Here is a 22,255-nt window from a genome sequence, read left to right as displayed (position 1 = left end):
CCGGCATGGGCAATGGCACATCCCGCCCCTCGGGTCCTATAGTCGCCCCATGCCATCGCGGGATGCAGAGTCGAGGGAACGGGACGATGAGGCCGACGGCCTGCGCAAGGTGATCCATGTCGACATGGACGCCTTCTTCGCCAGCGTCGAACAGCGCGACGATCCTTCGCTGCGGGGCAAGCCAGTGGCGGTCGGGGGCTCCTCGGGACGCGGTGTAGTGGCTGCGGCCAGCTATGAGGCGCGCACGTTCGGCGTGCGTTCGGCCATGCCGTCCTCGCGCGCGGTGAGGCTCTGCCCGGACCTGATCTTTCGCAAGCCACGCTTTGAGGTCTACCGCGCGGTCAGCCAGCAGATCCGCGCGATATTCCTCGAATTTACGCCCCACGTCGAACCGCTTTCGCTCGACGAAGCCTATCTCGATGTTACCGAGGATCTGAAAGGCATCGGATCGGCCACGCGGATCGCCGAGGAGATTCGCCGCCGCATAAAGGCCAAAACCGCCCTCACCGCGAGCGCGGGCGTTTCGTACAACAAGTTTCTCGCCAAGCTCGCCAGCGACCAGAACAAGCCCGACGGGCTGTGCGTGATCCGTCCCGGAGAGGGCGCGGCGTTCGTTGCCGCGCTGCCGGTGCGCCGCTTCCACGGCGTGGGGCCGCGCGGCGCCGAGAAGATGGCCCGCCTCGGGATTGAAACCGGCGCGGATCTTCGCGCCAGGGACCTGTCGTTCCTGCGTCAGCACTTCGGCAGTTTCGCAGAATACCTTTACCGCGCCGCGCGGGGCGTCGATCTGCGCCAGGTACGGGCGGACCGCCCGCGCAAGTCGGTCGGCGGCGAGCGCACCTTCTTCGAGGACATCACCGGCGCCGAGGCGCTGCGCCAGACGATGGACAACATCGTCGACATCGTCTGGGAACGGATCGAGCGCGCCGAGGCGCGCGGCCGCACGGTGACGCTAAAGCTGCGCTATGCGGACTTTCGCACCCTGACACGTGCCCGCTCGGTCCACCACTTCGTTTCGGGGAAGGAGGAGTTCGGCCGCATCGGCCATACGCTGCTGGAAGAGCTCATGCCCCTGCCCCAACCGATAAGGCTGATGGGCCTTACGCTGTCGGCGCTGGAACGGGAAGACGCGGGCAGCGCGGGTGACGGTCAGCTTTCACTGCTTTGACACCAGACCGGAGGCCGCCACCCATCGCGGCAGAGCCTCGGCCATGGCGGCGGACATCGGTTCCGGCAGCGAATCGAGCGCGAAGAAGCCTGCCGCGACGATTTCTCGTCCATCCGCGACCGGCTGGCCCCCGGTCCGCCCCGCGACCAGATGAACGACGTTGCCGGCTCCATGGTATTCCTCGCTCAGGACGCGCACTTCGCGCGCGTCGGCAAGATCGCAGCCGGTTTCCTCGCGAAGCTCGCGCGCAGCGGCGACGAGCGGGTCCTCCCCGGCTCCCATGCCGCCGCCCGGCGGCATCCATGCGTTCGAACCATAGGAATGACGGATCAGCAGCACCCGTCCCTGAGGATCGAACGCCAGCACACGCACGCCTTCCACGGTGAAATGCCACACTCTCCAGACCTGCCGCCGCGCCCAATGCGCCAGACGGTAGAACAGGCGGTGCAGGGACGCGGGAATCCAGTTCAGCAAAAGCAGATGACCTTTGACCAGGTAGGGATGCGAACGAAGAGCCCCCCCGATTAGCGCCAGATACATCGGAAGTACTCCCCATGATCGTGCTGCCGACGCGGCTTTCCTATTTAACAAGGGGATTCGAGTTGTTTACAAGGCGTTAATAGCGGCAAATTAATCGGGTGCATATGGAATTGCTTGCCGCATCAACCGTTGAGGGTTATTTCCCTGTTTGCGGGTTCGCATCGCCTCCCGTACGCAATGCACGGGAACGGGATGCGAACATGAGGGATTTCTATGGGTTGGGGCTTTCTCCCTTCGACGACATAGTCAATGGCTAAGCGCGCTCATCAGACAGTGCTCATCGTGGCCATGGGCGTTTTCGTCCTGTTGCTGGGCGGCGCTGCGGCATTGCTGTTCTCCATGGAGGGTCCTGCGCCGGCAAGCATCGATTCCTCCGCCCCCGCGATCGTCGAAGCGACCGTTCAACCCCTCGATCAGACAGCCGAGGAACGGGCGTACGAAGCGATCCGCAAGGTACCGCTTGCCCCCGAAACCGCGCAGCGCCCAGCCGACACGGACCAGAAAACCCCCGAATCCGCACAGCGCGTGCAACTCGCGGATCGGCAGAACCACAAGGCCGACGAAGGACTCTTGCCGCCCACGACGATCGCCCTCAACTGCGAGAGATTGAGGAAGGCCTATGCGCACGAAGAACTCGACGAGATCCCCGGTTTCAGAGAGAAGTGCAAGAAATGAGCCCCGGAAAGTTCGCCGTTCTGGCGGCATTGCCCGCGCTGATCGGGTGCAAATCGGCGCATGACTTTCCGCCGAGGGCGGACGTCCAGGCGGTAACCGAAGCCAAACCGATGCCGCCGGCCTCTATCCTGACTGATCCGGGCGCCAGCGATGAATACAATGCCCAGCTCGAGAATTGGGGCGAACGCGTCCGGAGCGCAGGCGTGCGGCTCTGCCGGCACTTTCAGGGCGAGGGTATGCAGATCGATTGTCCGGAGGACTGATTCCCCGCCGGACAACACGCCTTCGATACCACGAAATCTCCGCTTCCGTGGCGGCCGCGCCCGGTTAATTCAGCAAAAGCAGGTCACCTTGTGCCGGGCGGCGCGCAGCAGTCGCGCCACCGGCAGATCGTGCCCGCCCTTCAGCGCGGCGTCGAAAATCGCGCGCTTGTCGGCGCCGCGAATGACGAACATGATTTCGTCGCTGTCGACCAGCGCCGGGATGGTCAGGCTCACCCGGTCGAACGGCGCTTCAGGCGGCAGCGGATCGGGGGTGAGCCGGCGCACGGCGCGGCGATCGTCGGGCCTCGGATCAGTGTTGGGAAAAAGCGAGGCGACATGCCCGTCCGCGCCCATGCCCAGCCACGCCAGGGCGAAGCGCGGCGGCTGCGCATCCTCGGCAAGCGGCACGATTCGCGCGCCCGCGGGCTCCAGCCGGGCACGGATCTTGCCGACGTTCGAGGCGGCGTGATCTTCCTCGACCAGCCGGTCATCGCCGGGCCAGATCGCGATGCGATGCCAGGGCAAAGGCATCTTCGCGAGCCTGTCAAAAATCGGAAACGGGGTTGATCCGCCCGGAACGGTGACCGCGATATCGTCGGGCGTCGTGGCGAGCGCGGCCTTGAGGCGCTGCGCCACCCATTCGGCGATCGCCTTGTCGTTCGAACCTTCGATGATTTCGACCTTGGACATCCCCGCGATCTAGCAGCGCGAAACCGATTTGTCCTGTCTGACGAGACGTTTGCCAGCTGAAGAGCAGAGCTAAGCCAGAATCTCGCGCAGGAACCAGGCGCGCTGTTCGGCCTGATCGGTCCAGTCGTCGACAATCCCGTCGGTCGCGTTGTCACCGGCTTCACCCGCCGCCGCCTTCACCTCCCTCAGGCGTTCCACGTAGCTCAGGTTATCCTCGTGAAGTTCCCTCACCATCGCCATGGCGTCGAGATCGGTCGAGTCCTGCGGTTCGATCCGCGTCCTGGCGGAAATCGCGTCAGGGCTGGTGAGCGTCTTGCCGCCCTGCTTGCGCACGCGTTCGGCCACGAGATCGGTCAGCGCGAAGATTTCGGTCGCGTGTTCGTCGAACAGCAGGTGCAGGTCGCGAAACTGCGGCCCCTTTACGTGCCAGTGAAAGTTCTTGGTCTTCACATAGAGCGCGAAGGTATCCGCAAGCAGGCCGTTGAGGCTGTCGATCAGGGCGGCCTGGACGTTGTCCTTGGAAGTCATGGGTAACCTCGTCATTGTGTGCCGATGATGAAATATGACTGGAAACGCTGATTAAAAGAATGCGTTCGATCAATATTTCCGATCACAGAATCCCGAATTCCGAAAGGAACATCGTGAGCGCCACAAGGACGAGCAAGGCTCCGACAATCCGCCGGGCGCGGCGCGCGGCGGGGCGTTCGAAGAATTCCGGCCAGCCCCACGCGAATGCCACCAGCGCCGCGCCTCCCAGCACACCCCCCGCCCCGGACGCGACAGGCGCGGCCATGCCGACGCTGAGCCCGAAGATGAGAAACCGCGCCGCGTCGGTCACCTGATGGGCGATCAGCACCAGCGCGAAGGCGCCCAGTGAGTTCGTCGGCTCCTTCGGATTGCGGCGCGGCGCCAGCAGCAGCGATTCGACGCCCGCGAAGCCGATCGCGATTCCGGCAAAGATCGCGCGCGCGGGCGGCGGCAGCATGGGGAGCATCCACGTCGCAAGCCAGGCGGCGAACGCACCCGTCAGACAGGCGCAGAGGACCGCCACGATCAGAAGGCCCGGCCGTTTGCCCTGCCGCAGCGCCAGCCCGGCGACGGCCACCTGATCGCGCGCGCCGAGCCCGGCGAAAACCACGGCGACAAGCGTGAGATACAAGGCTGGCATCGGCTTCGGCGTCTCCAATGGTGCTCTACATGCCCGGACTTGCCGCCCGAGGCGAGAGTCCGCACAGGTGCCGCGCCGCTAAAGCGCGCCCTTCTGGCAGGCGACGATCGCCGCGATGACATTGGCGGTATCGGCGGGATCGCGCACGCAGACGGTGTCGAGGCCCATGGCCTTGGCCGGATAGTCGTTGCCGCCGGGAAAGATGGCATCGCCGATGAACAGCATGTCGGCTTCGGCAATGCCGCTGTGTTCGGCAAGGCGCTTCAGGCCCCAGGCCTTGTCGACGCCCTCGTGCGTGACGTCCACCGAAGTCGCCCCGCCCAGGTTCACCGAGACGCCTGGCAAGCGCGCCATCAGTTCGGTCTGGATCACCTTGCGCTTGGCGAAGTCGGGGTCCCAGACTTCCTTGGCATGGAGCGGCGCCTGCTGGCCGAGCGCGGAGAAGGTGATCTGGCTGCCCCGGTCCTCGATCCGCTCGCCCCAGGTCTCCTCCGGAACGAAGCCGGTGACCTCCAGCGCCGCCTCGAAGGCCGCGAGGATCGCCTCCTTCTGCGCTTCGCTGAACAGTTCGGCATAGAGCATGGTCCATGCCCCCTCGCGATGGACGTAGAGCTTGGTCCCGCACGTTGGCATCAGCCACAGGCGCGAGAGGTCCGCATGGACCGGCAGGCGGCTTGCCACCTGCTTGTCGAACTGCGGCCAGTCGCCGCCGGAGATCACCGCGACATGGGCAACCTTCAGAAGCCGCGCCAGGGCATCGGCCATCTCCCCGGTCAGCGGCTGCTTGGAAAGCGCCAGGGTTCCGTCGAGATCGAACGCCACGAGTTTCTTCATCGGGATAGGTCTCTTTACTGGTTCACGGCGCCCGAAAGCTTGCCGACCTTCTGCACGCCGGCGGCGCTGGTGATCATCACATCGTCGCCATCGACGACGACGATGACATTCTCAAGGCCGATCACCGAGACGCGCGGCCCGTCGCTATCGACAAAGACATTGCGACAATCGACGAGTTCGGCCCTGCCGCTGCCGCGCACTGCATTGCCCTCGGCATCGCGTTCGAGCGCATCGTGCAGCGCCTGCCAGTTGCCGATGTCGGACCAGTCCATATCGGCCGGGACCATGGCGGCGCGGCGGGTGTTCTCCATGACCGCGTAATCGACCGAATCGCTCTCGACGGTGGCGAAGACCTGCGGGTCAGGATGGAAACGGGCGCCGTCCTCCCTGCCCCCGGCGACCGCTTCGCGCACGGCGGCGGCGATCCGTGGGCGGTGCGCGGCAAGTTCGGCCATGAAATCGCGCACCCGGAAAGCGAAGATGCCGCCGTTCCAAGCGTAGACGCCCTCGGCCAGGAAAGCCTTGGCACGTTCGAGATCGGGTTTTTCGACGAACTGCGCGGTACGAAAGCCCGTCGCTCCGATCGGCTCGCCGCGCTTGAGGTAGCCGAAGCCGGTCTCGGGCGCGGTGGCCTCGATCCCGAAGGACACGAGCCATCCTTCCCCGGCAAGCTGCGCGGCGGCGCGGGCAGCCTCGGCAAACACTTCGGGGCGGCCGATGTGATGATCGCTGGGGCAGACCAGCATGATCGCATCCTCGGGCAGGCGGCAGGCCGCGAGCGCGATAGCGGCGGCGGTGTTCTTCGCCGCCGGCTCCACGATGATCCGGGCATCCGTGCGCCCGCCGAGTTGCGCCTCGACATGTTCAAGGTGCTGCCGGCCCGTTACCACCACCGGCGGCGCGAAGCCTTTTGACGCAGGACAGCGATCGAGCGTCGCCTCGAACAGCGTCCGCTCACCCACCAGCGGCAGGAACGGCTTGGGCCTGGCCGCCCGGCTGCGCGGCCACAGCCGCGTGCCGCTGCCGCCGCAGAGTATTACCGGAACGATAGTCGGCATGAGGTCAGGTTTACGGATAGTTGATGCAACAGCTCCGGGCGTAATCGGGCACCTGTTGTATTGCAAGCGCCCCCTTGGGGGTATTGAATCCGTCCCGGACGTTTCCCGGCCCCGGTTGTCACGCCTCCGCCCCGACGCCTGCATCGCGCTGGCTGGATTCCGCGATCAGGTGCCGCGAAAGCGTTTCACCCGCGCGGGCAAGGTCCGCGCCGCCCGGCTGCTGGAACAGGCGAAGCCCGAACTGCGGCAGGATCGCGATCAGGTGATCGAAGATGTCGGCCTGGATACCCTCGTATTCGCCCCAGTCGACCGTGTCGGTGAAGCAATAGATTTCCAGCGGCAGTCCCTTCTCGGTGGGGGCAAGCTGGCGCACCAGCAGCGTGGCATTGCCCGCGATGCGGGGATGCGCCTGGACATAGGCCATCACGTAAGCACGAAATGTGCCGACATTGGTGGGCCGGCGGCGGTTGACCGGGCGCTCGTCCTCGTCCTCGCGGATCGCGTGCTTCCCGTTCCATTCGGCCAGCTCCTTCTCCTTCGCCGCCATGTAAGGCTCCAGCAGCGAGAAGCAGCGCAGCCCCTCCCAGGTTTCCCGGTCGAGGAAATCGACCGTGCGCTGGTCGATCAGCAAGGCGCGCATGATCCGCCGCCCGCCCCATTCTCGCACGAAGCGCCAGTTGCGATAAGGCTCGGAGATCAGCTTGTGGGTCGGGATCGTGGTGACGGCCTTGTCGAAATTCTGCACCTTCACGGTGTGCAGGGCGATGTCGATGACGTCGCCATCGGCGTTGAGCTGCGGCATCTCGATCCAGTCGCCCACGCGCAGCATGTCGTTGGAACGCAGCTGGACCGCGGCCACGAGCGAGAGGATCGTGTCGCGGAATATCAGCATGAGCACGGCTGCCAGCGCGCCGAGACCGGAGAGCAACAGGAGTGGCGACTGCCCGATCAGCGCGGCCACGATCAGGATCGCCGCGGCTGCGTAGATTACGATCTTGGCGACCTGGACATAGCCCTTGATCGGCCGGGTCGCGGCATCGGGCTTGAGCTGATAGGCATCGTTCCCGAGTTCGAGCAGATCGCATAGCGCCCGCGCCAGGGTGAAGATGATGAAGGCCTGGGCGGTCACCTGAACGAACACGACCAGCCTGTCCGGAAGCCCCGCGATCACCGGAATGCCCTGGTGCAGGACCACCGCCGGGACGACGTTGGCCAGATGAGTCACCAGCTCGCGCACATCGTTCGCCTCATCGCGCAGCGGCGTGCGCGCGATCATAAGGCCTACCGGGCGCACGACCAGCTTCTTGGCAAACCAGTTGGAAAACCACGCCAGCAGGACAAGTCCTGCCATGGAAGCCAGCGCGAGCGCGAGAGGTTCGCCGGAAAGGTAGCTGCGGATGTGGTCGACTGTCTGGATCGGTGCCTCCCTTGGGACCGTTGGCATGGGCTGACCCGCACTTTTCCGGATCGAGAGGGAGGACAATGGCGTTCGCGGACCGGCATTTCAACTGGCGGCCCCTGGGCGGGGGACGGATCGTTGATGCTGGTGCGGGCGCGATCGACCGTTTGGGCTTGGCCTCGGTGCCAGATGATGCAAAGGTCCGCGCAATGACAGATGAAAGCGAAGGTCTTAAGCTGGCATTGCATACACCAGCCCAGGGTGACCTGCCCCAGCCTCCCCCACTGCGAACGCTTGCGCAGACCGCAATTTTCCTCGATTTCGACGGAACGCTGGTCGATATCGCCGCTCGCCCCGACGCGGTCGAAGTCGCCCATACCTTGCCCGCGCTGATCGAGAGGCTGGACGCCGTGCTCGGCGGACGCGTGGCGCTTGTCAGCGGACGCGCGCTGGCGGCGCTTGACGGGATGCTCGGCCCGCTCGATGTCGCGATGGCCGGATCGCACGGGGGCGAGTTCCGCCCGGCAGCCGGCGACGAAGTTCATCCGCTCGCCGATCCGCTGCCCGAGGGCATTGCCGGTCCGCTCGCCCGCTTCGCCCGCGACAACGGCGACCTGATCGTCGAGCGCAAGCCTTTCTCGATGGCGGTGCACTATCGCGGCCACGCCGGCATGCGCGAACCGTTGCTGGCCATGGCCCGAGATCTGGCGGAAGACCACGGCGCCGGGGTGAAGGACGGCAAAATGGTCGTGGAAGTGGTCATGCCGGGGTCGGACAAGGGCAGCGCCGTGGCGAAATTCATGGAGATGCCGCTTTTTGCCGGGGCCACACCCTATTTCGTCGGCGACGATGTGACCGACGAGGATGCATTCCGGGCCGTCGAGCGCTTCGGCGGCGGCGGGATTCTGGTGGGAGCGATGCGGCGGACTGCCGCGCGCTGGCGGCTCGATGATGTCAGGGCCGTTCACGCCTGGCTCTCGGATGCATTGGAGCTTGCGCCTCCCGGTAAAACCGATGACGAAATGGCAGGCGGATCAGGAGAACCCACCGGATGAGTTCGCTGGAACTGTGGCCGATCGGAAACTGCCAGGTCAGCGGCCTGATCGACGAGACGGGCGCGATCGTCTGGGGCTGCGTGCCACGGGTAGACGGCGACCCGGCCTTTTGCGCGCTTCTGCGCGGCGAGGGCGGACAGGACGCCGGCACCTGGCGTTTCGAGCTGGAAAACCAGGTCGCGGTCAGCCAGCATTACCGGCGCAACGCCCCGATCCTGGTAACCCGTCTGGAAGATGCTGACGGCGGCGCAGTGGAAGTGATCGACTTCTGCCCGCGCTTCCGGCGTTCAGGCCGCACGTACCGGCCGGTCGCCTATACCCGGATCGTTCGCCCCATCGCCGGCTCGCCGCGAATCAAGACCGTGCTCACACCGATGAGCGGATATGGTTCGCAGCTTGCATCGATCACGCATGGATCGAACCACATCCGCTACCTCGTCGAGCGCAATACCCTTCGCCTCACGACCGACGCGCCGGTCGGCTACGTTCTCGACGAAAGGTACTTTCGCCTCGAACGGCCGCTGCACTTCTTCCTCGGTCCCGACGAGCCGTTCAACGGCAATGTCGAGCATGAAGTGGAACGGATGTGCCGCCTGACGCAGGCCTACTGGGCCAACTGGGTGCGCGGCCTCGCCACGCCGATGGACTGGCAGGAAGCGGTGATCCGCGCCGCGATCACGCTCAAGCTGTGCCAGCACGAGGAAACCGGCGCGATCGTCGCCGCGCTGACGACCTCGATCCCCGAAGCGCCTCACTCCGCGCGCAACTGGGACTATCGCTATTGCTGGATCCGCGACGCCTACTACACCGTGCAGGCACTCAACCACCTCGGCGCGCTCGACGTGCTCGAAAAATACCTCGCCTACTTGCGCAACATCGTCGACGATGCCGAGGGCGGCGTGATCCAGCCACTCTACGCGGTCAGCGGCGCCAAGGAAATCATCGAGTGGGAGGCGCAGGATCTTGCCGGTTACCGGGGCATGGGGCCGGTGCGAGTGGGCAATGCAGCCTACTACCAGATCCAGAACGACTGCTACGGCCAGATCGTCCTGCCGTCGATCCAGGCCTTCTCCGATCAGCGCCTGCTGCGCATGGCCAACATGGACGACTTCAGAAGCCTGGAGGAAGTCGGCGAAATGGCGTGGAAGACGCACGACCAGCCCGACGCGGGCCTGTGGGAACTGCGCACCCGTACCGCCGTCCACACCTATTCCAGCGTGATGAGCTGGGCAGCCTGCGACCGTCTCGCCAATGCCGCCGAACACCTGGGGCTCGATGACCGGCAGGCATTCTGGCGCGAGCGCGCCGATACGATCCGCGCGAACATCGACCGGGGGGCCTGGTACCGGATGGAAGGTCCGGACCTCGACGACACCGGCCCCGGGGGGCACTACGTCGCCAGCTTCGGCGGCGATCAGCTCGATGCCAGCCTTCTGCAAATGGTCGAACTGCGCTACGTCCATGCCCAGGATCCGAAATTCAAGGCCACGCTCCACGCGGTACAGAAGGCCCTGCGACGCGGCGAGCACATGCTGCGCTATGCCAACGAGGACGACTTCGGCCTGCCCGAGACGGCCTTCAACATCTGCACCTTCTGGCTGATCGAGGCGTTGCATCGCAGCGGCGAGGACGAAGAGGCCCGGCGCCTGTTCGAGGCCATGCTGGGCCATCGAACCAGGTCCGGCCTATTGTCGGAGGACATGGATTTCGAGACGGGTGAACTCTGGGGGAACTTCCCGCAGACCTATTCACTTGTCGGTATCATCAATTGTGCCGGGCAACTTTCCCGGTCGTGGCGGGACTGGCGCTGACGCGCCAACCTCGAAATCCGCGGAGGCGCTTCCAAAGGGGACGGACACATGAGCAGGCTGATCGTCATTTCGAACCGGGTCTCGGTACCCAAGGCGGCGGGTGCCGCCGGGGCGCAGGGCGGGCTGGCGGTCGCGCTCAATTCGGCGCTGCGCGAACATCGTGGCATCTGGTTCGGCTGGTCCGGCCAGGAGACGGAAGAGTTCACCGGCCATCTCAACATGCAGCGGATCGAAGGCGTCACGACGGCCACAATCGATCTCGAACCCCAGGACATCGACGAATACTACAACGGCTATGCCAACCGCACGCTCTGGCCGCTGTTCCATTACCGCATCGACCTGACGGAATATGATCGCAACTTCGGCGAGGGCTATGAACGTGTGAACGCGCGCTTCGCCGATTCCGTCCTGCCGCTGATCGAGCCGGACGATCTGGTATGGGTTCACGACTACCATCTGTTGCCGCTGGGCTCCATGCTGCGCCAGAAGGGGGTGAAGAACCGCACCGGCCTGTTCCTGCACACGCCCTGGCCGCCCACGCGCCTGCTGGTCTCGCTCCCCTTCCACGAGCGGCTCGTCAGCTCGATGCTGGAATACGACGTAATCGGCTTCCAGACGCAGGAGTGGCTGGAAAGCTTCATCCATTACGTGAGCAAGGAACTCGGCCTGCCGATCACGGAGGACGGGACGATCGACTACGGCGGGCGCCGGATCATCGCCAGGGCATTCCCGATCGGAATCGACTTTGCCGAGTTCGTCGAAGGCGCGAACAGCGCTGAGGCCAGGGAAGCGCACGACCGCCTCAAGGCCAGCGTTCGGGGCCGAAAGTTGATGATCGGGGTCGACCGGCTCGACTATTCGAAAGGCCTGGGCGAGCGTTTCGAAAGCTTCGGCCGGTTCCTTACCGACAATCCGGGCCAGGCCGGCGATGTCGTGCTGCTGCAGATCGCCCCGCCGTCGCGCGGCGATGTCGCCAGCTATCAGCAGATTCGCGAGGATCTCGAGCGCAAGACCGGCCACATCAACGGCGCCCATGCCGATGTGGCCTTCGTGCCGATCCGTTACGTCAACCGGGGCTATCCACGCAGCCACCTCGCGGGCTTCTACCGCGCCGCCGACATCGGCCTGGTGACACCCTTGCGCGACGGCATGAACCTTGTCGCGAAGGAATTCGTCGCAGCGCAGGATCCCGAGGATCCCGGTGTGCTGATCCTGTCCCAGTTCGCCGGTGCAGCCCTACAACTCGCGGATGCCCTGCTGGTGAACCCGCACTCCACGGAGCACGTCAGCGAAACGATAAAGCGGGCGCTCGAAATGCCTCTCGCCGAACGCCGGCAGCGACACGAGAAGCTGCTTGCCTCGGTATGCGACGAGGACGTGCAGCACTGGCGCGAGGAGTTCGTCGCCGCGCTGTTCGGCCAGGCGGAGGGCGGCGGCGCGGATGACACCGGCGCGGATGACACCGGCGCGCACGACAAGGCGGCGTGAACCTTCGAAACGGGACGTGGTACCACTACGGCACCGATCTCGCCCGTGACGCAGCGGCCGCGACCGCGCCGTTGCGCAAGGGGCCGGTCATAACCCGTGCCCACTTGCGCTTTTCAGCCATTGCCGCGCGACGTGGAAGTTGCCGGCAAAGCCTTACCTGCAGGCGACGTTGTCGGCCTTGGGCATTGCGATGAAATTCACGCTGGTCGGCGCGAGACGGACGTTGCCCGATGCCAGTCGCTCGGGCGCGATCTCAGGCAAGGTGTCGTCTGCGCCAAGTTCGAGAGCCTTGCCATTGAGCAGGACGACCCGGCTTTGCAGTTCGGGTGCGCTCAGGGTGTACCGGTCAACCGGACCTTGCACAGCGACATTGGCCGTCTCGTTCTGCAGGTTTATCGCCAGCACGGTCACCCCGCCAGGCACGCCGCGCTGGCAGTGCGCATAGACATGCAGGCCCGGTTCAATCGGGCCGGCATCGAGAATCTTGGTGCCCATCAGGCGCCGCCACATCAACGCCGCCCAATAGTCGGCATTGGGCATGAATGTCTTTTCGTCGATCACGCCGTTGCTGCCGCTGATCAGCGCATGGGTGATGATCGCGTCCAACCCCTGCTTCGCGAGGCGCGCCTGCGTATCGAGGAAGCGGAAAGTCTCGAGGAACGTCGGCTGCCAGCGCGTGCCGCCACAGGCCGCCGCTCCGGTCTCGGTGAGCCAGACAGGCGCGCCGGGAGCATACTTGTCGCGCAGCGCCCTTAACTTCTGGAATTCCTTGTCGGGTCGGGCAAGCCACTGTTCGGTCAAGGCATCGCTGGCGCTCACCCCGGCGGGCGATTCCGGAGGCGCACATCGTTCTGCCAGCGCCCCGTAGAAATGATAGGAAACGATGTCGAACCGCGGTTTCGGAGTCGCGTCCATATATTGTTCAGGGCTGACCTTTTCGAGCGACTCTACCCGGAATGGCACGCCAAGCGCGGCCGTACCAGGACCGGCCAGTTTCAGGTCCGGGGCGACCTCATTCATGGCCTGGCGTAGCGCCGCAAAGTCGCGGGCATAGCTTTCCGGGCTTTCCGGCTCGGTCGTCCGCCCCGGCTCGTGTGCGTTGGGTTCGTTGTAGAGTTCGGCGGCGTAGATCTCGCCGCCGATCGACTTGGTATATTCGACCCACGGGCGGGCATGGACGGGCGTCCACGCCCCTTCGCCGTCACGCACGCCGCCGCTGACGGTAAATCCGGTGACGATCTTCGCATCGACCGCCTGGGCAAAGTCGATTGCCGCCTTCCAGCGCTCGCGCGTCAGGACCGTCTGATAGCCCGCCGGCGGATCGTTGGGCGCCGGAGAATCGCTGTTGTGGAAATAGACCGAGTTCGAGGTCGTCCCGCCATAACGGACGTAGAACGGGCCAAGCGCTGTTGCGAGATTGCGCAAGCGCCGGTTCCCGAGATCGGTCGGCGCGCGCGCTTCGCGGACAGCCTCGAAATTCTCGGCCTGCGGCGCGTCGCCCTCTTCCTTGCCCTCGTCATAGGTTCGCCAGGTCTCGCCGCCCGTCAGGTGCGACATGCCGATCTGGAAGGACTGAAAGCGCTCGTCCATCTCGCGAACCAGCGGGAGCGTCCTGGCGTCGACCCGCACGGTTCTCGTTCCGTCTGCCTCCTCCCCTGCATCGGCAGCCGTAACGCATCCGCCCAGCGCCGCGGATGCAAGCAGGCAGGCCACAGTTCTCGATTTTGAGTGCATTCGCATTGCTGAATTTCCTTTCCGGTTGGCGGCAAGCGGCTTCACGGTACCAGGTCCGCGACGTCCAGCCTGCGGCCGTCATATTCGGCGAACCCGCGCAAGGCCGGTTGACCATCCGCACCATGGTCGAAGACGATCCGCGCAGGCAAGTTGCCGCTGATTGGCCCGAATGTGACGGTAAGGTCCATGCGGCCCGGCTTCGGTCCGCTCAATGCCACCTTGGCGACGTAGGTGGAGTTACCCTGCGGGTTGACCTGCAGCGCCTCGCTTCCCGAGTAGACGCTCTGACCGTCATCGCTGAAATTCACGTAAGTCTTGACGATCTTCGCCGGGGTACGGCGATATTCGATGTGTCCCGACGCGCGGCCATAAACCTTCACGTCGATGTCACGGCTCTGTTTCGCGAATTCCTTTACGACCGACAGATCGGTCTTGCCGTATGGAATGTTGCTCGGCGTCGGCCGCGCGGCGACGGGCGCCGCCGGACGGTAGTCTGGCAGGTGGACAACCTGGATCCGCCTTTCCCCGCCTTCGCGCCGGCCCTCCGGCCACAACGCCTTGGTGCCGTCGGGGTGCCAGGACATGGGCGAATGAAAGACCCACTCCGGGTCCGTGCTCAGGTCGATGCCAAGGTAGCCATCCTCGCTCTTCGAAGCGGCGATATCGATCAGCGCCGGCCCGATGTTGCCGGGGCGTGCGCCCCTCACGCCCGTCACGCCGTATGTATAAGCGAACATGCTCAGCCCCATGTTCAGGCTGTCCGGATAAGGACGGGGCAGAAGACCCAAGATGGCAGGATCCGACCTGGGCGAGAACCGGGTCGTCATCGTGATGCCGAGTCGCTCGTCGGGCGAAAAAATCGTGGTTTCGGTATATCCGGGCGTATCGGTGATCGCCTCCCGCTCGCCCGTGGCAAGGTACTGGACGACCGAGTCCGGAATATCGCGCCGAACCGATCCGACGAGCGACAGCGCCGTGCCGCCATGGACGAACTGCTTTACTTCGCCGCCAAGCACCGGCTGGGGCAGCACCCCGTCCGGATGATCCGGATCGGGCCGGAAGGGATCGAGCGTGCTCACGATCTGCGGCTTCGCGATCACGTACCCCCCATCAGCCCTGCGCAACTCGCCGGTGAAAACGAGTGCGGAATAGTTGGACAGCAGCGTCGTCCAGGCGATCGAACGGTTGTCGGGCGCGACGATCATTTCGGACCAGCGGTGCCCCACGTGCTCACCATCGGCGATTTCCGCCGGATAGGTCACGGGCAGCAGCTTGGGATCGGTGCATTTTTCCAGCACGGCGGTACATTCGAGGATAAAATCGCCCAGGAAGATGCGCTTGTTGTCCGGAAACACCATGAACCGGATGCCGTTGTCCTTGGGACGCTCTGGTATCCGCCCGGCGAAGAAGGGCCGGAACCCGGTGCCGTCATCGTTCATCGTCGCGAGCTTCCGATCGCGGTCATCGGCGTTGTCGTCATCCGTGTAGGAAACCAGCACCTTGCCCGACGGCGTATAAGTCGCACTGCGAACGGAAAGGTCCGGGTCGAACGGGATGGTCGTGACCTCGACTCGGCCAATCGATACGTCGCTGCCTTGCGTGGCCGTGCCTGCCTCGGCATGGGCGCAAGCCGACAAGATGGAAATCGTGGCCGTGGCCGCGGCGACACGAATAGAATTTCTTAAAGGCATCTTGCTCTCCCGTTATCGGAAGGAACAGTGTCACGCGCATCCGTTCCGATTGACGAGGCAGATGACGGCCGGCCGTTCACCGGCAAGCCAAATTGCGTTACGCGGCGTTTTGACTTGTCAACGGCCCGGAAATGCAGGCATTTGCCACTTGACGCTTCGTAAATTGGCGAGAGGGGCGAGACATTTCCGCACGGCGCATCCTGCTCGAAATCTGGGCTATGCTGGTTCTCTCCTGCATTGTCGGCTTCATGGGGCCATTCGGCACCTATGCGGATGACAGTCTCGCAGGCCGAATAGCCCATTGGTGGATGCTGCTGATGGGAGCCTATCTTCTGACCCGCCCTGCCATTGCCGGTCTCCATGCCCTTGCAAGGAAAACGGATCTGCCGGGTACGGCCGTGACCTTTTGGGGCGTGGTCGTTGTCAGCGCGCCACTCGCGATAGTTTGGCGGGACATCGGGAAAAACGAATTCCGCGGGCTGGACGGTTACACCGGACTGCTGCCTTTTTCGTTGCTCTGCGCTCTGGCCGTGCTGGGAGTGACGCGGTGGGCCAAAAGCGCGGACCACCGGATGCGGGCCGGCAAGCGGCTACGTCTCGAAACCGCGCGGGAACATGCGCAATCAACTCCCGGCGGCAACGGGCATTCAAAGCCCCCGGCCGTGCTCCGCTCCCGGCTTTCACCAGGGTTTCAAGGGCCGGTCCTCGCCCTGCAAAGCGAAGATCATTATGTTCGCGTGCATGGCGAAAACGGGAGCGAACTGCTCCTGATGCGCCTTCGCGACGCCATAGCCGAAATGGCGGGTGTTGAGGGCGAACAGGTACATCGCAGCTGGTGGATAGCCAGACACGCGATTGCCACGGCAGAGCCCGCTGGCCGAAGCTGGAAAATCATCCTGAAGAACGGTGCGGCGGCGCCAGTCGCAAGGGACTCGGTGGAACGCCTCCAGACGGCGGGCATTCTGCCCTCCCATACCAAGGTGCAGTGATCTCGGCTGCATCGGGCTGCGGGCGTTCCGGTAAGCGCGAACCTCCGACCCTCAGCTTGCGGGCACGACGCGTTCGCCCAGTTCGGTGAAGAGCGCGGTATAGCAGGTGCCGACGTCCTGGGCGTCGCTCGGGGTCAGTTCCCCGCTCTCGGCGGCGGCGCCTACCTTGCCGAGGAAGGCCATCGGATCGTCGGCCTCGATGTCGTAGATCGCGAGAAATTCGTTCTCGTCGCTGCCCATCAGCTTTGCCGCCAGCTTGTAGCGCTGGGCGCCGGCCAGGCCGAACTTGTTTACCAGTTCGGGCAGATGCACGTTGTTGTACCAGTCGTGGTACTCTTCTTCCCGGCCGGGCAGCGGGCGGGTTAGCGCAACGAGCTTCATCTTCGGCATGGCATCCTCCTGATTGTTCTGATGGCAACATTCGTCATCGGCGGAATCGACACAAGCGCGTGCCATCTGACGCGGGACAAGTATCGCCCCGCCGGAATCAGTCCTACTGCAGGAGCTGGCTGGCCGCCGCGTATTCGGCAAAGCGCTCCGGCGTCCCGACCGGTACCGGCGCCGCGTCCTGCACGCCGCAGTCGCCGCGGTAGTCGCGCGGATTGGCGCCGAACACACGCTTGAACATACGGCTGAAATGCGCAGGGCTCTTGAAGCCGACGCCATAGGCAATCTCGCTGATCGAGATATCGCGCGGATCGGAATTCGCGAGCCAGTCCTTCGCCTTCGCCAGCCGCTGCTCCCACACCAGTTCGGAGAACGAAGTCTCGCGCCGGCGCAGCAGGAACGAGATGTAGCGCGGGCTGATCGCGCAGCCCCTGGCGACCATCGTGGTCGAAAGCTGCGGGTCGGACAGGTGTACCTCGATGAAGCGCAGCACTTCCTCCAGCCGCCTGTCGGCGATCGACTGGCGCACCGGCTGCAATTCCTCGCTGGCCCGCATGGCGTTGCCGATCAGGCCGAGCGCGGTGTCGACCAGCAGCCGCAGCGAATCCTCGCCAAGTCGGCCGTCATCCTCGAAAGCGCGGGTCAGAAGGTTTTCGGCAACCGCCAGTTCGGGGCGATCGGCCGGCATGAACAGGCCGACACTGAAATCGTGCTGGATATGACCGCGCAGTATGTGCGTAGGCACGGTGACGTGCAGCATTTCATGCATGCCCTCGTTGTCCGTTCTGCACTCGATGAAGAACGGCGACATCGACTGCGTGATCGCGAAGTCGCCGGACTTCGCCGTCTTGTTGCCGCACTGGTTCGAGAAAGCGAGTTCGCCGCGCCTCACGAACCAGAGCACCGAAAGATCGGTCGCATCCTCGCGAATATGCTGGCGAGAGCGGCGGAAGAACAGGTTCGTGGCGGACTGCTGGCGGATGAGCGAGATCGGGCCCACCGCCTTGCGTTCGGACCGAACGTCGACATTCGACGCATGTTCGATCCAGAAATCGCCGCGATAATATTCCTGGTCACGCGTGCCACGAAACTTGTGCTGACATTCGAGGTAATTGCGACTGTCGAACGAGAACAGTGTCTCAGCCATGGGTCTCTCCGCGTTGCGGGGGCCTGTTTATGCTAGCGCCCGCTTGTTTGACCGGCAGCCATTGCCGTCCGGGTCAATCATCACTTTACCACCGAAATGGGCCATCACCCTACAGGCTGCGCGAAATGATCTGCATTACACGCATTGCCGGCCGTGCTTTTCGCCCCGCGCAGAGACGATTCAGCCCTCGCGCCCCTTCTTCGAGAGCCGCCATTCGGGCGGATACTTGGCGTCGTGTCCCTTCACCACCTGGCCGATGCCCTGCTGGAATGTGTTCCCCTTGCCGAGATTCACATCGTGCTCGGTATCGTCCCGCATCAGCGGCAGCATGCCTTCGAGCCAACCCGTGAGCAGGCTGCCCATGTATTCGCCGCGGTATTGCTTGTAGGCCTCAATGAAGGTCTTCTGCGCGACCACTACGTCCGTCGGTCGCGTGATCGAACAGGCGTGAGCATATTTGGCGGTTTCCGCTTCAAGCTGCTCGCGCGGGACCACGCTGTTCACGAAGCGGTTGGCGGTGAACATCTCCTGCGCCGTGAACGGGCGCCCGGTGAACAGCATCTCGCTGAAAGCGCGCAGTCCGACGGTTTCCAGCCACTGCCACATGCGCGGCCCCCATCCGGCGTAGCGGAAAGACGGATGACCGAACAGCGCATCGTCCGAAGCGACAATGATGTCGGCATCGGCGCACTGGTAGAAGTGCCAGCCGTAGCAATAGCCCTTCGCCTCAATGATCGAGATCTTCTTGAACTCCTGAAGCGGACGATTGCCCGAACGCGCCTTGGAGTAATAGTCCGTGAGGCCGTGAAGGTAGCGGAACGAGCCCGGCGGAGGGTACTTCACCTCTGGATCATCAATCTCGAGATCGACCAGGAATCCATCGCCCGGCTTGGGATTGAGATAGAGATCACCGTGCTCGTCAAGGTCTCCGCCGCTGCCCAGGTTGTCGCCGGCGCCGCGAATGACCAGCACCTTCACGTCGTCATCGATGTTCGCCTTGAACACCAGCTCACCGAAGCGGGCGCGCATTCCGATGGTGGCGGTGTTGTGCTTGTCGAGCCGGTTGAACGTGATCGTCGCAATCTTCGTCGCCGGGTCCTTCTCGTAAAGGACGTGTTCTTCGGCGGCCCGCTTGTGGTCGGCTATCGTCTTCATGCGTACCTCTCCCGGCGGTTTACAGCCTGATTGTGCTTTCCCTTCTGCTGCCACAGGCAAGCGGAAGGGTATTGGCAATTCGCGCGGCGTTCTCGATACTGGGCGCCAAAAGGATAATGCCGCAACGTCCTTCACGCGAAAGGGACCCGGATGGCCCGGAACAGCTTCTTCAGTCTCGACGGCCCGCTCGACGTCGCACCGGGCGGGGGCCAAGTGCGCGCGGCGAACTTTTCCGGCCTTGCCAATGTTGCGCGCAGCCATGGGCGTGATGCGCGCGGAATCGTGGAGCGTCACGGCATGGAGGCGCGGGTGCTTACCGATCCCGAAAGCCTGATAGCCCCGCAGCAGGTCGCCGACACGCTCGAATATTGCAGCTCGATCTTCGACGATCCGCTCTTCGGTCTCCACTTCGCGACGATGCAGGATCCGGAAGTCTTCGGCTGCGTAACCGCGCTCTGCCGCGCCGCGCCTACGGTGCGCGCTGGCATCCGCTGCCTCATCGACTTTCTTCCTGCCGTTCATGCACCCGACTGCGAGGTGGTGCTAATCGAAGGACGCGAGACGGCCGAACTGACCTGGCTGGTCAACACGGACATCGGTATCAACGACCAGGCAAATTATCAGGCGGCGATGCTGAACCTGAAACTGCTCCAGGCGATCGGCGGCCCCTCGTTTCGCCCCAGCTGGGTGAGCCTTTCCGCCGATGCGCGCGCAAGCGATCTGCCGGAAATCGAAAAGACGCTGGGCTGCCGCGTCGTGAGCCAGTCAAGCCGCAATTCGGTAGCCTTCCCGGTCCGCACGCTGGAACAGCCCGTGCCCAGCGCCAACCGGCTGCTCTACAAGCTGCTTGGCTCCTACCTGCAGCGCGTGAAGTCCGAGCACAGCCAGTCGATCGTCGACAAGGTGGAAAGCTTCATTCGCGGCTCGCTGGCGCGGGGCAGTTGCTCGATCGAGCGCTGCGCGGAGAAAGTCGGCATGTCGGTGCGGACGCTCCAGTCACGCCTGTCGGATGAAGGCACGCGCTTCTCCGAACTGGTCGAGGCACAACGCGAAACACTCGCCAAGGCCCACCTGGCCGACCGCCGCATTTCGCTGGATGAGATCGCCGACCGTCTCGGTTACGGCGAGCAGACCAGCTTCGGGCGGGCGTTCAAGCGCTGGACGGGCATGACGCCGCAGCAGTTCCGGGCCGGCTGCTGAGGCAGGTTCGTTGGGGAGGTTGGTCGCCCTTCCCGGTCACTCCATCAACAGCACCACCCGCCCCGCCGCCGTGCCCGAGAACGCTTCGTTCATCGCCGCGACATAATCCGTAATCGCATGGCGCGCCGCGATTGCGGGATTGAACTTCCCCTCGCCCGCCAGTTCCATCACCTTGCGGCGCATCGCATTCGCTTCCTGCGGACGCTTGAGCGCGTGGTCGCGCATCTGCACGCCGACGAGGCTGGCGCTCTTGAGCAACGCAAGGTTGGTCCTGAGCGAGGCGATCCCGGCGGTGAAGCCGATCACAAGGTGGCGTCCGTCATAGCCGAGGCAGCGAAAGGCGGGCTCCAGCGCATCGCCGCCCACGGGATCGAAGACTATGTCGACCGGCTTGCCATCGTTCGCCGCGATGACCTGCTCGCGCCAGTCCTCCACCCCGGTGGTGACGACGGCATCCGCGCCTCCGGCCAGCGCGGCCGCCTGCTTTTCCGGACTGGAAGCCGAGGCAATGACCTTGAGGCCGAGGTGCCTGCCGATCTGGACCGCCGCGAAGCCCGTTCCCCCGGCAGCGCCCAGCACCAGCAGCGTCTCACCCGGTTTCGCGCGCGCCCGGTCAGCGATTGCGTAGTACGCAGTCTGATAGTTCACCGAAAAGACGGAAGCGACCTCGAAAGACATCGCCTCGGGAATCCTTGCCATGTTCGCGGCGCGAAAAGTGTTTGCCTGGCAGAACAGGCCGCCCAGGCCGCCGCAGAACACACGGTCCCCCACGGCAAGGTGGTTGACGCCCTCGCCCACGGCTTCAACCACGCCCGCCGCTTCGCTGCCAGGAATGAAGGGCAGCGGGGGATGAAACTGGTACTTGCCCATGGCAGTGAGCACATCGACGTAGGAGACGCCCGCCGCCTTGATCGCGACGCGGACTTCGCCTTCGCCGGGTGTGCCGGGGTCGAATTCTTCGAGGACGTAGTTTTCAGGCGGGCCGAACTCATGGCCGATGACGGCTAAGGGCATGCGAAATCTCCCAATCCTCTCCCCACGGAGAAAGCCTAGTGCTGCCCCCCGTCGCAGCGCACCAGCGAGCCCGTCACGTTCACCGACGCGGGGCTTGCCAGGAACAGGGCGGCGGTGACGATCTCATGCGGGTCGGCGGCGTGGCCGCGCGGGATGGGGATGGCCCCCTTCCCCTTGTCCGGCCATGCCTCGACGATGTCGGTGCGGAAGGCTCCGGGCGAGAGCGTGTTGACCCGCACCTTGGGCGCATATTCCCAGGCAAGGCTCTTGCTCATGGCATTGAGCGCGGCCTTGGACGAGCCGTAAGGAATGGTCTTCGGCAAAGGCATCATGGACCCCGATGACGAGACGTTGATGACGCATCCACTCCCGTTCTCATCGGCATGCTCGGCCATGCGATGCGCCATCAGGCTGGCGATACGGAACGGTCCCTTGAAGTTGAGGTTCACGACCGAGTCGAAAAGCTTCTCGCTCACCTCGTGGCTGGGCATTGCCGGGCTCATGCCCGCATTGTTCACAAGGATATCCACATGGCCGAATGCGTCCCAGGCCTTCTCGACGAGCCGGGTACATTCGTCCCATCGCCCGACGTGCGCCGAGAGCGCCAGCGCCCTCACTCCGAGGGCGCGGCATTCCTCGGCCACCGTTTCGCAGTTCTCCAGCTTGCGGCTGGCGATGATCACGTCCGCGCCGCGCGCCGCGAAAGCCTTGACCATCTGGTAGCCCAGCCCGCGCGAGCCCCCGGTGACCAGCGCCACCTTCCCGGTAAAATCGAACAGCGGGTCCATC

22 protein-coding genes are annotated in these 22,255 nt (G+C 64.4%); 8 read left to right on the top strand and 14 right to left on the bottom strand.

The genetic code is table 11. The features are described 5' to 3' along the window. The first annotated feature begins 49 nt into the window (after window positions 1-49). Window positions 50-1,168, top strand: a complete 1,119-nt coding sequence (dinB, locus tag IEX32_RS12580; RefSeq protein WP_188771889.1) for a DNA polymerase IV — start codon at window positions 50-52, stop codon at window positions 1,166-1,168. On the opposite strand, the gene IEX32_RS12575 is transcribed toward dinB, so the two are convergent. Beyond that, complete coding sequence (locus IEX32_RS12575; protein WP_188771888.1) at window positions 1,157-1,708, bottom strand: NUDIX domain-containing protein; 552 nt, start codon at window positions 1,706-1,708, stop codon at window positions 1,157-1,159. The two genes, dinB and IEX32_RS12575, sit on opposite strands and share 12 nt — an antisense overlap. Before the next feature lie 249 nt (window positions 1,709-1,957). Here IEX32_RS12575 and IEX32_RS12570 point away from each other — a divergent pair, with 249 nt between their 5' ends. Both IEX32_RS12570 and IEX32_RS12565 read left to right on the top strand, forming a co-directional pair. Beyond that, window positions 1,958-2,383 carry a hypothetical protein gene (locus tag IEX32_RS12570; RefSeq protein ID WP_188771887.1) on the top strand — a complete coding sequence of 142 codons (426 nt, stop codon included), beginning with the start codon at window positions 1,958-1,960 and terminating at the stop codon, window positions 2,381-2,383. After that, on the top strand, window positions 2,380-2,646 hold the full coding sequence (locus IEX32_RS12565; RefSeq protein WP_188771886.1) for a hypothetical protein: 267 nt from the start codon (window positions 2,380-2,382) through the stop codon (window positions 2,644-2,646). The genes IEX32_RS12570 and IEX32_RS12565 overlap by 4 nt, the downstream gene beginning before the upstream one ends. Before the next feature lie 69 nt (window positions 2,647-2,715). On the opposite strand, the gene IEX32_RS12560 is transcribed toward IEX32_RS12565, so the two are convergent. The 6 genes from IEX32_RS12560 to IEX32_RS12535 form a co-directional block, all read right to left on the bottom strand. Next, window positions 2,716-3,336: a 6-phosphogluconolactonase gene (locus IEX32_RS12560; protein ID WP_188771885.1), complete on the bottom strand. Its 621-nt coding sequence runs from the start codon at window positions 3,334-3,336 to the stop codon at window positions 2,716-2,718. A gap of 69 nt (window positions 3,337-3,405) precedes the next feature. Next, the gene (locus tag IEX32_RS12555) at window positions 3,406-3,864 is read right to left on the bottom strand and encodes a Dps family protein (RefSeq protein ID WP_188771884.1); all 459 of its coding nucleotides are present in this window, start codon (window positions 3,862-3,864) and stop codon (window positions 3,406-3,408) included. 82 nt (window positions 3,865-3,946) lie between these two features. Then, a complete protein-coding gene (locus IEX32_RS12550; protein WP_188771883.1) occupies window positions 3,947-4,504 on the bottom strand; it encodes a hypothetical protein in 558 nt (185 codons plus the stop codon). 78 nt (window positions 4,505-4,582) lie between these two features. After that, window positions 4,583-5,338 carry an HAD-IIB family hydrolase gene (locus IEX32_RS12545; RefSeq protein WP_188771882.1) on the bottom strand — a complete coding sequence of 252 codons (756 nt, stop codon included), beginning with the start codon at window positions 5,336-5,338 and terminating at the stop codon, window positions 4,583-4,585. Window positions 5,339-5,352: 14 nt separating this feature from the next. Next, window positions 5,353-6,396 carry a mannose-1-phosphate guanylyltransferase gene (locus IEX32_RS12540; RefSeq protein WP_188771881.1) on the bottom strand — a complete coding sequence of 348 codons (1,044 nt, stop codon included), beginning with the start codon at window positions 6,394-6,396 and terminating at the stop codon, window positions 5,353-5,355. A 118-nt stretch (window positions 6,397-6,514) separates the two neighbouring features. Continuing rightward, window positions 6,515-7,840 (bottom strand): mechanosensitive ion channel family protein, encoded by a 1,326-nt coding sequence (locus IEX32_RS12535; RefSeq protein ID WP_188771880.1) that lies wholly within the window; start codon window positions 7,838-7,840, stop codon window positions 6,515-6,517. Window positions 7,841-8,004: 164 nt separating this feature from the next. On the opposite strand from IEX32_RS12535, the gene otsB reads away from it, so the two are divergent. From otsB to otsA, 3 genes are read left to right on the top strand one after another with little or no spacing between them, the layout of a single operon-like run. Continuing rightward, window positions 8,005-8,850 (top strand): trehalose-phosphatase, encoded by an 846-nt coding sequence (gene otsB / locus IEX32_RS12530; RefSeq protein WP_188771879.1) that lies wholly within the window; start codon window positions 8,005-8,007, stop codon window positions 8,848-8,850. After that, on the top strand, window positions 8,847-10,661 hold the full coding sequence (locus IEX32_RS12525; RefSeq protein WP_188771878.1) for a glycoside hydrolase family 15 protein: 1,815 nt from the start codon (window positions 8,847-8,849) through the stop codon (window positions 10,659-10,661). Before otsB ends, IEX32_RS12525 begins: the two co-directional genes overlap by 4 nt. 48 nt (window positions 10,662-10,709) lie before the next feature. After that, the gene (otsA, locus tag IEX32_RS12520; RefSeq protein ID WP_188771877.1) at window positions 10,710-12,149 is read left to right on the top strand and encodes an alpha,alpha-trehalose-phosphate synthase (UDP-forming); all 1,440 of its coding nucleotides are present in this window, start codon (window positions 10,710-10,712) and stop codon (window positions 12,147-12,149) included. A gap of 153 nt (window positions 12,150-12,302) precedes the next feature. On the opposite strand, the gene IEX32_RS12515 is transcribed toward otsA, so the two are convergent. Beyond that, window positions 12,303-13,889, bottom strand: coding sequence for a glycosyl hydrolase family 79 N-terminal domain-containing protein (locus tag IEX32_RS12515; RefSeq protein ID WP_188771876.1), 1,587 nt, complete (start codon window positions 13,887-13,889; stop codon window positions 12,303-12,305). A gap of 35 nt (window positions 13,890-13,924) precedes the next feature. Further along, the gene (locus IEX32_RS12510) at window positions 13,925-15,574 is read right to left on the bottom strand and encodes a hypothetical protein (protein ID WP_188771875.1); all 1,650 of its coding nucleotides are present in this window, start codon (window positions 15,572-15,574) and stop codon (window positions 13,925-13,927) included. A gap of 218 nt (window positions 15,575-15,792) precedes the next feature. Between IEX32_RS12510 and IEX32_RS12505 the strand changes: the two genes are divergently transcribed. Then, the gene (locus IEX32_RS12505) at window positions 15,793-16,563 is read left to right on the top strand and encodes a LytTR family DNA-binding domain-containing protein (RefSeq protein ID WP_188771874.1); all 771 of its coding nucleotides are present in this window, start codon (window positions 15,793-15,795) and stop codon (window positions 16,561-16,563) included. Between the two features lie 51 nt (window positions 16,564-16,614). Here IEX32_RS12505 and IEX32_RS12500 read toward each other — a convergent pair whose 3' ends face one another. The 3 genes from IEX32_RS12500 to IEX32_RS12490 form a co-directional block, all read right to left on the bottom strand. Continuing rightward, entirely contained in the window at window positions 16,615-16,953 is a 339-nt protein-coding gene (locus IEX32_RS12500; protein WP_188771873.1) for a hypothetical protein, read from the bottom strand. Between the two features lie 103 nt (window positions 16,954-17,056). Then, window positions 17,057-18,097 (bottom strand): helix-turn-helix domain-containing protein, encoded by a 1,041-nt coding sequence (locus IEX32_RS12495; RefSeq protein ID WP_188771872.1) that lies wholly within the window; start codon window positions 18,095-18,097, stop codon window positions 17,057-17,059. A 180-nt stretch (window positions 18,098-18,277) separates the two neighbouring features. After that, complete coding sequence (locus IEX32_RS12490; protein WP_188771871.1) at window positions 18,278-19,252, bottom strand: enoyl-CoA hydratase/isomerase family protein; 975 nt, start codon at window positions 19,250-19,252, stop codon at window positions 18,278-18,280. A 150-nt stretch (window positions 19,253-19,402) separates the two neighbouring features. Between IEX32_RS12490 and IEX32_RS12485 the strand changes: the two genes are divergently transcribed. Continuing rightward, a complete protein-coding gene (locus tag IEX32_RS12485) occupies window positions 19,403-20,452 on the top strand; it encodes a helix-turn-helix transcriptional regulator (protein ID WP_188771870.1) in 1,050 nt (349 codons plus the stop codon). 36 nt (window positions 20,453-20,488) lie between these two features. On the opposite strand, the gene IEX32_RS12480 is transcribed toward IEX32_RS12485, so the two are convergent. Together IEX32_RS12480 and IEX32_RS12475 are read right to left on the bottom strand one after the other, a co-directional pair. Beyond that, on the bottom strand, window positions 20,489-21,466 hold the full coding sequence (locus tag IEX32_RS12480; protein WP_188771869.1) for an NADPH:quinone oxidoreductase family protein: 978 nt from the start codon (window positions 21,464-21,466) through the stop codon (window positions 20,489-20,491). A gap of 35 nt (window positions 21,467-21,501) precedes the next feature. Then, window positions 21,502-22,254 carry an SDR family NAD(P)-dependent oxidoreductase gene (locus IEX32_RS12475; RefSeq protein WP_188771868.1) on the bottom strand — a complete coding sequence of 251 codons (753 nt, stop codon included), beginning with the start codon at window positions 22,252-22,254 and terminating at the stop codon, window positions 21,502-21,504. Window position 22,255 lies beyond the last annotated feature (1 nt).

Source organism: Novosphingobium endophyticum, assembly GCF_014640675.1.
GTDB classification, from domain to species: domain Bacteria; phylum Pseudomonadota; class Alphaproteobacteria; order Sphingomonadales; family Sphingomonadaceae; genus Novosphingobium; species Novosphingobium endophyticum.
Note: the sequence above shows the minus strand (reverse complement) of the source record. Positions and strands in the feature narration are given on the sequence as shown.

What these genes read in the sequence shown, in the direction of transcription:
- dinB (WP_188771889.1), top strand. Translation starts at nt 50, where the DNA reads ATGCCATCGCGGGATGCAGAGTCGAGGGAACGGGACGATGAGGCCGAC.
- IEX32_RS12525 (WP_188771878.1), top strand. Translation starts at nt 8,847, where the DNA reads ATGAGTTCGCTGGAACTGTGGCCGATCGGAAACTGCCAGGTCAGCGGC.
- otsB (WP_188771879.1), top strand. Translation starts at nt 8,005, where the DNA reads ATGACAGATGAAAGCGAAGGTCTTAAGCTGGCATTGCATACACCAGCC.
- IEX32_RS12560 (WP_188771885.1), bottom strand. Translation starts at nt 3,336, where the DNA reads ATGTCCAAGGTCGAAATCATCGAAGGTTCGAACGACAAGGCGATCGCC.
- IEX32_RS12565 (WP_188771886.1), top strand. Translation starts at nt 2,380, where the DNA reads ATGAGCCCCGGAAAGTTCGCCGTTCTGGCGGCATTGCCCGCGCTGATC.
- IEX32_RS12540 (WP_188771881.1), bottom strand. Translation starts at nt 6,396, where the DNA reads ATGCCGACTATCGTTCCGGTAATACTCTGCGGCGGCAGCGGCACGCGG.
- IEX32_RS12535 (WP_188771880.1), bottom strand. Translation starts at nt 7,840, where the DNA reads ATGCCAACGGTCCCAAGGGAGGCACCGATCCAGACAGTCGACCACATC.
- IEX32_RS12550 (WP_188771883.1), bottom strand. Translation starts at nt 4,504, where the DNA reads ATGCCAGCCTTGTATCTCACGCTTGTCGCCGTGGTTTTCGCCGGGCTC.
- IEX32_RS12480 (WP_188771869.1), bottom strand. Translation starts at nt 21,466, where the DNA reads ATGCCCTTAGCCGTCATCGGCCATGAGTTCGGCCCGCCTGAAAACTAC.
- IEX32_RS12515 (WP_188771876.1), bottom strand. Translation starts at nt 13,889, where the DNA reads ATGCGAATGCACTCAAAATCGAGAACTGTGGCCTGCCTGCTTGCATCC.
- otsA (WP_188771877.1), top strand. Translation starts at nt 10,710, where the DNA reads ATGAGCAGGCTGATCGTCATTTCGAACCGGGTCTCGGTACCCAAGGCG.
- IEX32_RS12510 (WP_188771875.1), bottom strand. Translation starts at nt 15,574, where the DNA reads ATGCCTTTAAGAAATTCTATTCGTGTCGCCGCGGCCACGGCCACGATT.
- IEX32_RS12495 (WP_188771872.1), bottom strand. Translation starts at nt 18,097, where the DNA reads ATGGCTGAGACACTGTTCTCGTTCGACAGTCGCAATTACCTCGAATGT.
- IEX32_RS12570 (WP_188771887.1), top strand. Translation starts at nt 1,958, where the DNA reads ATGGCTAAGCGCGCTCATCAGACAGTGCTCATCGTGGCCATGGGCGTT.
- IEX32_RS12500 (WP_188771873.1), bottom strand. Translation starts at nt 16,953, where the DNA reads ATGCCGAAGATGAAGCTCGTTGCGCTAACCCGCCCGCTGCCCGGCCGG.
- IEX32_RS12490 (WP_188771871.1), bottom strand. Translation starts at nt 19,252, where the DNA reads ATGAAGACGATAGCCGACCACAAGCGGGCCGCCGAAGAACACGTCCTT.
- IEX32_RS12545 (WP_188771882.1), bottom strand. Translation starts at nt 5,338, where the DNA reads ATGAAGAAACTCGTGGCGTTCGATCTCGACGGAACCCTGGCGCTTTCC.
- IEX32_RS12485 (WP_188771870.1), top strand. Translation starts at nt 19,403, where the DNA reads ATGGCCCGGAACAGCTTCTTCAGTCTCGACGGCCCGCTCGACGTCGCA.
- IEX32_RS12575 (WP_188771888.1), bottom strand. Translation starts at nt 1,708, where the DNA reads ATGTATCTGGCGCTAATCGGGGGGGCTCTTCGTTCGCATCCCTACCTG.
- IEX32_RS12505 (WP_188771874.1), top strand. Translation starts at nt 15,793, where the DNA reads ATGCTGGTTCTCTCCTGCATTGTCGGCTTCATGGGGCCATTCGGCACC.
- IEX32_RS12475 (WP_188771868.1), bottom strand. Translation starts at nt 22,254, where the DNA reads ATGGACCCGCTGTTCGATTTTACCGGGAAGGTGGCGCTGGTCACCGGG.
- IEX32_RS12555 (WP_188771884.1), bottom strand. Translation starts at nt 3,864, where the DNA reads ATGACTTCCAAGGACAACGTCCAGGCCGCCCTGATCGACAGCCTCAAC.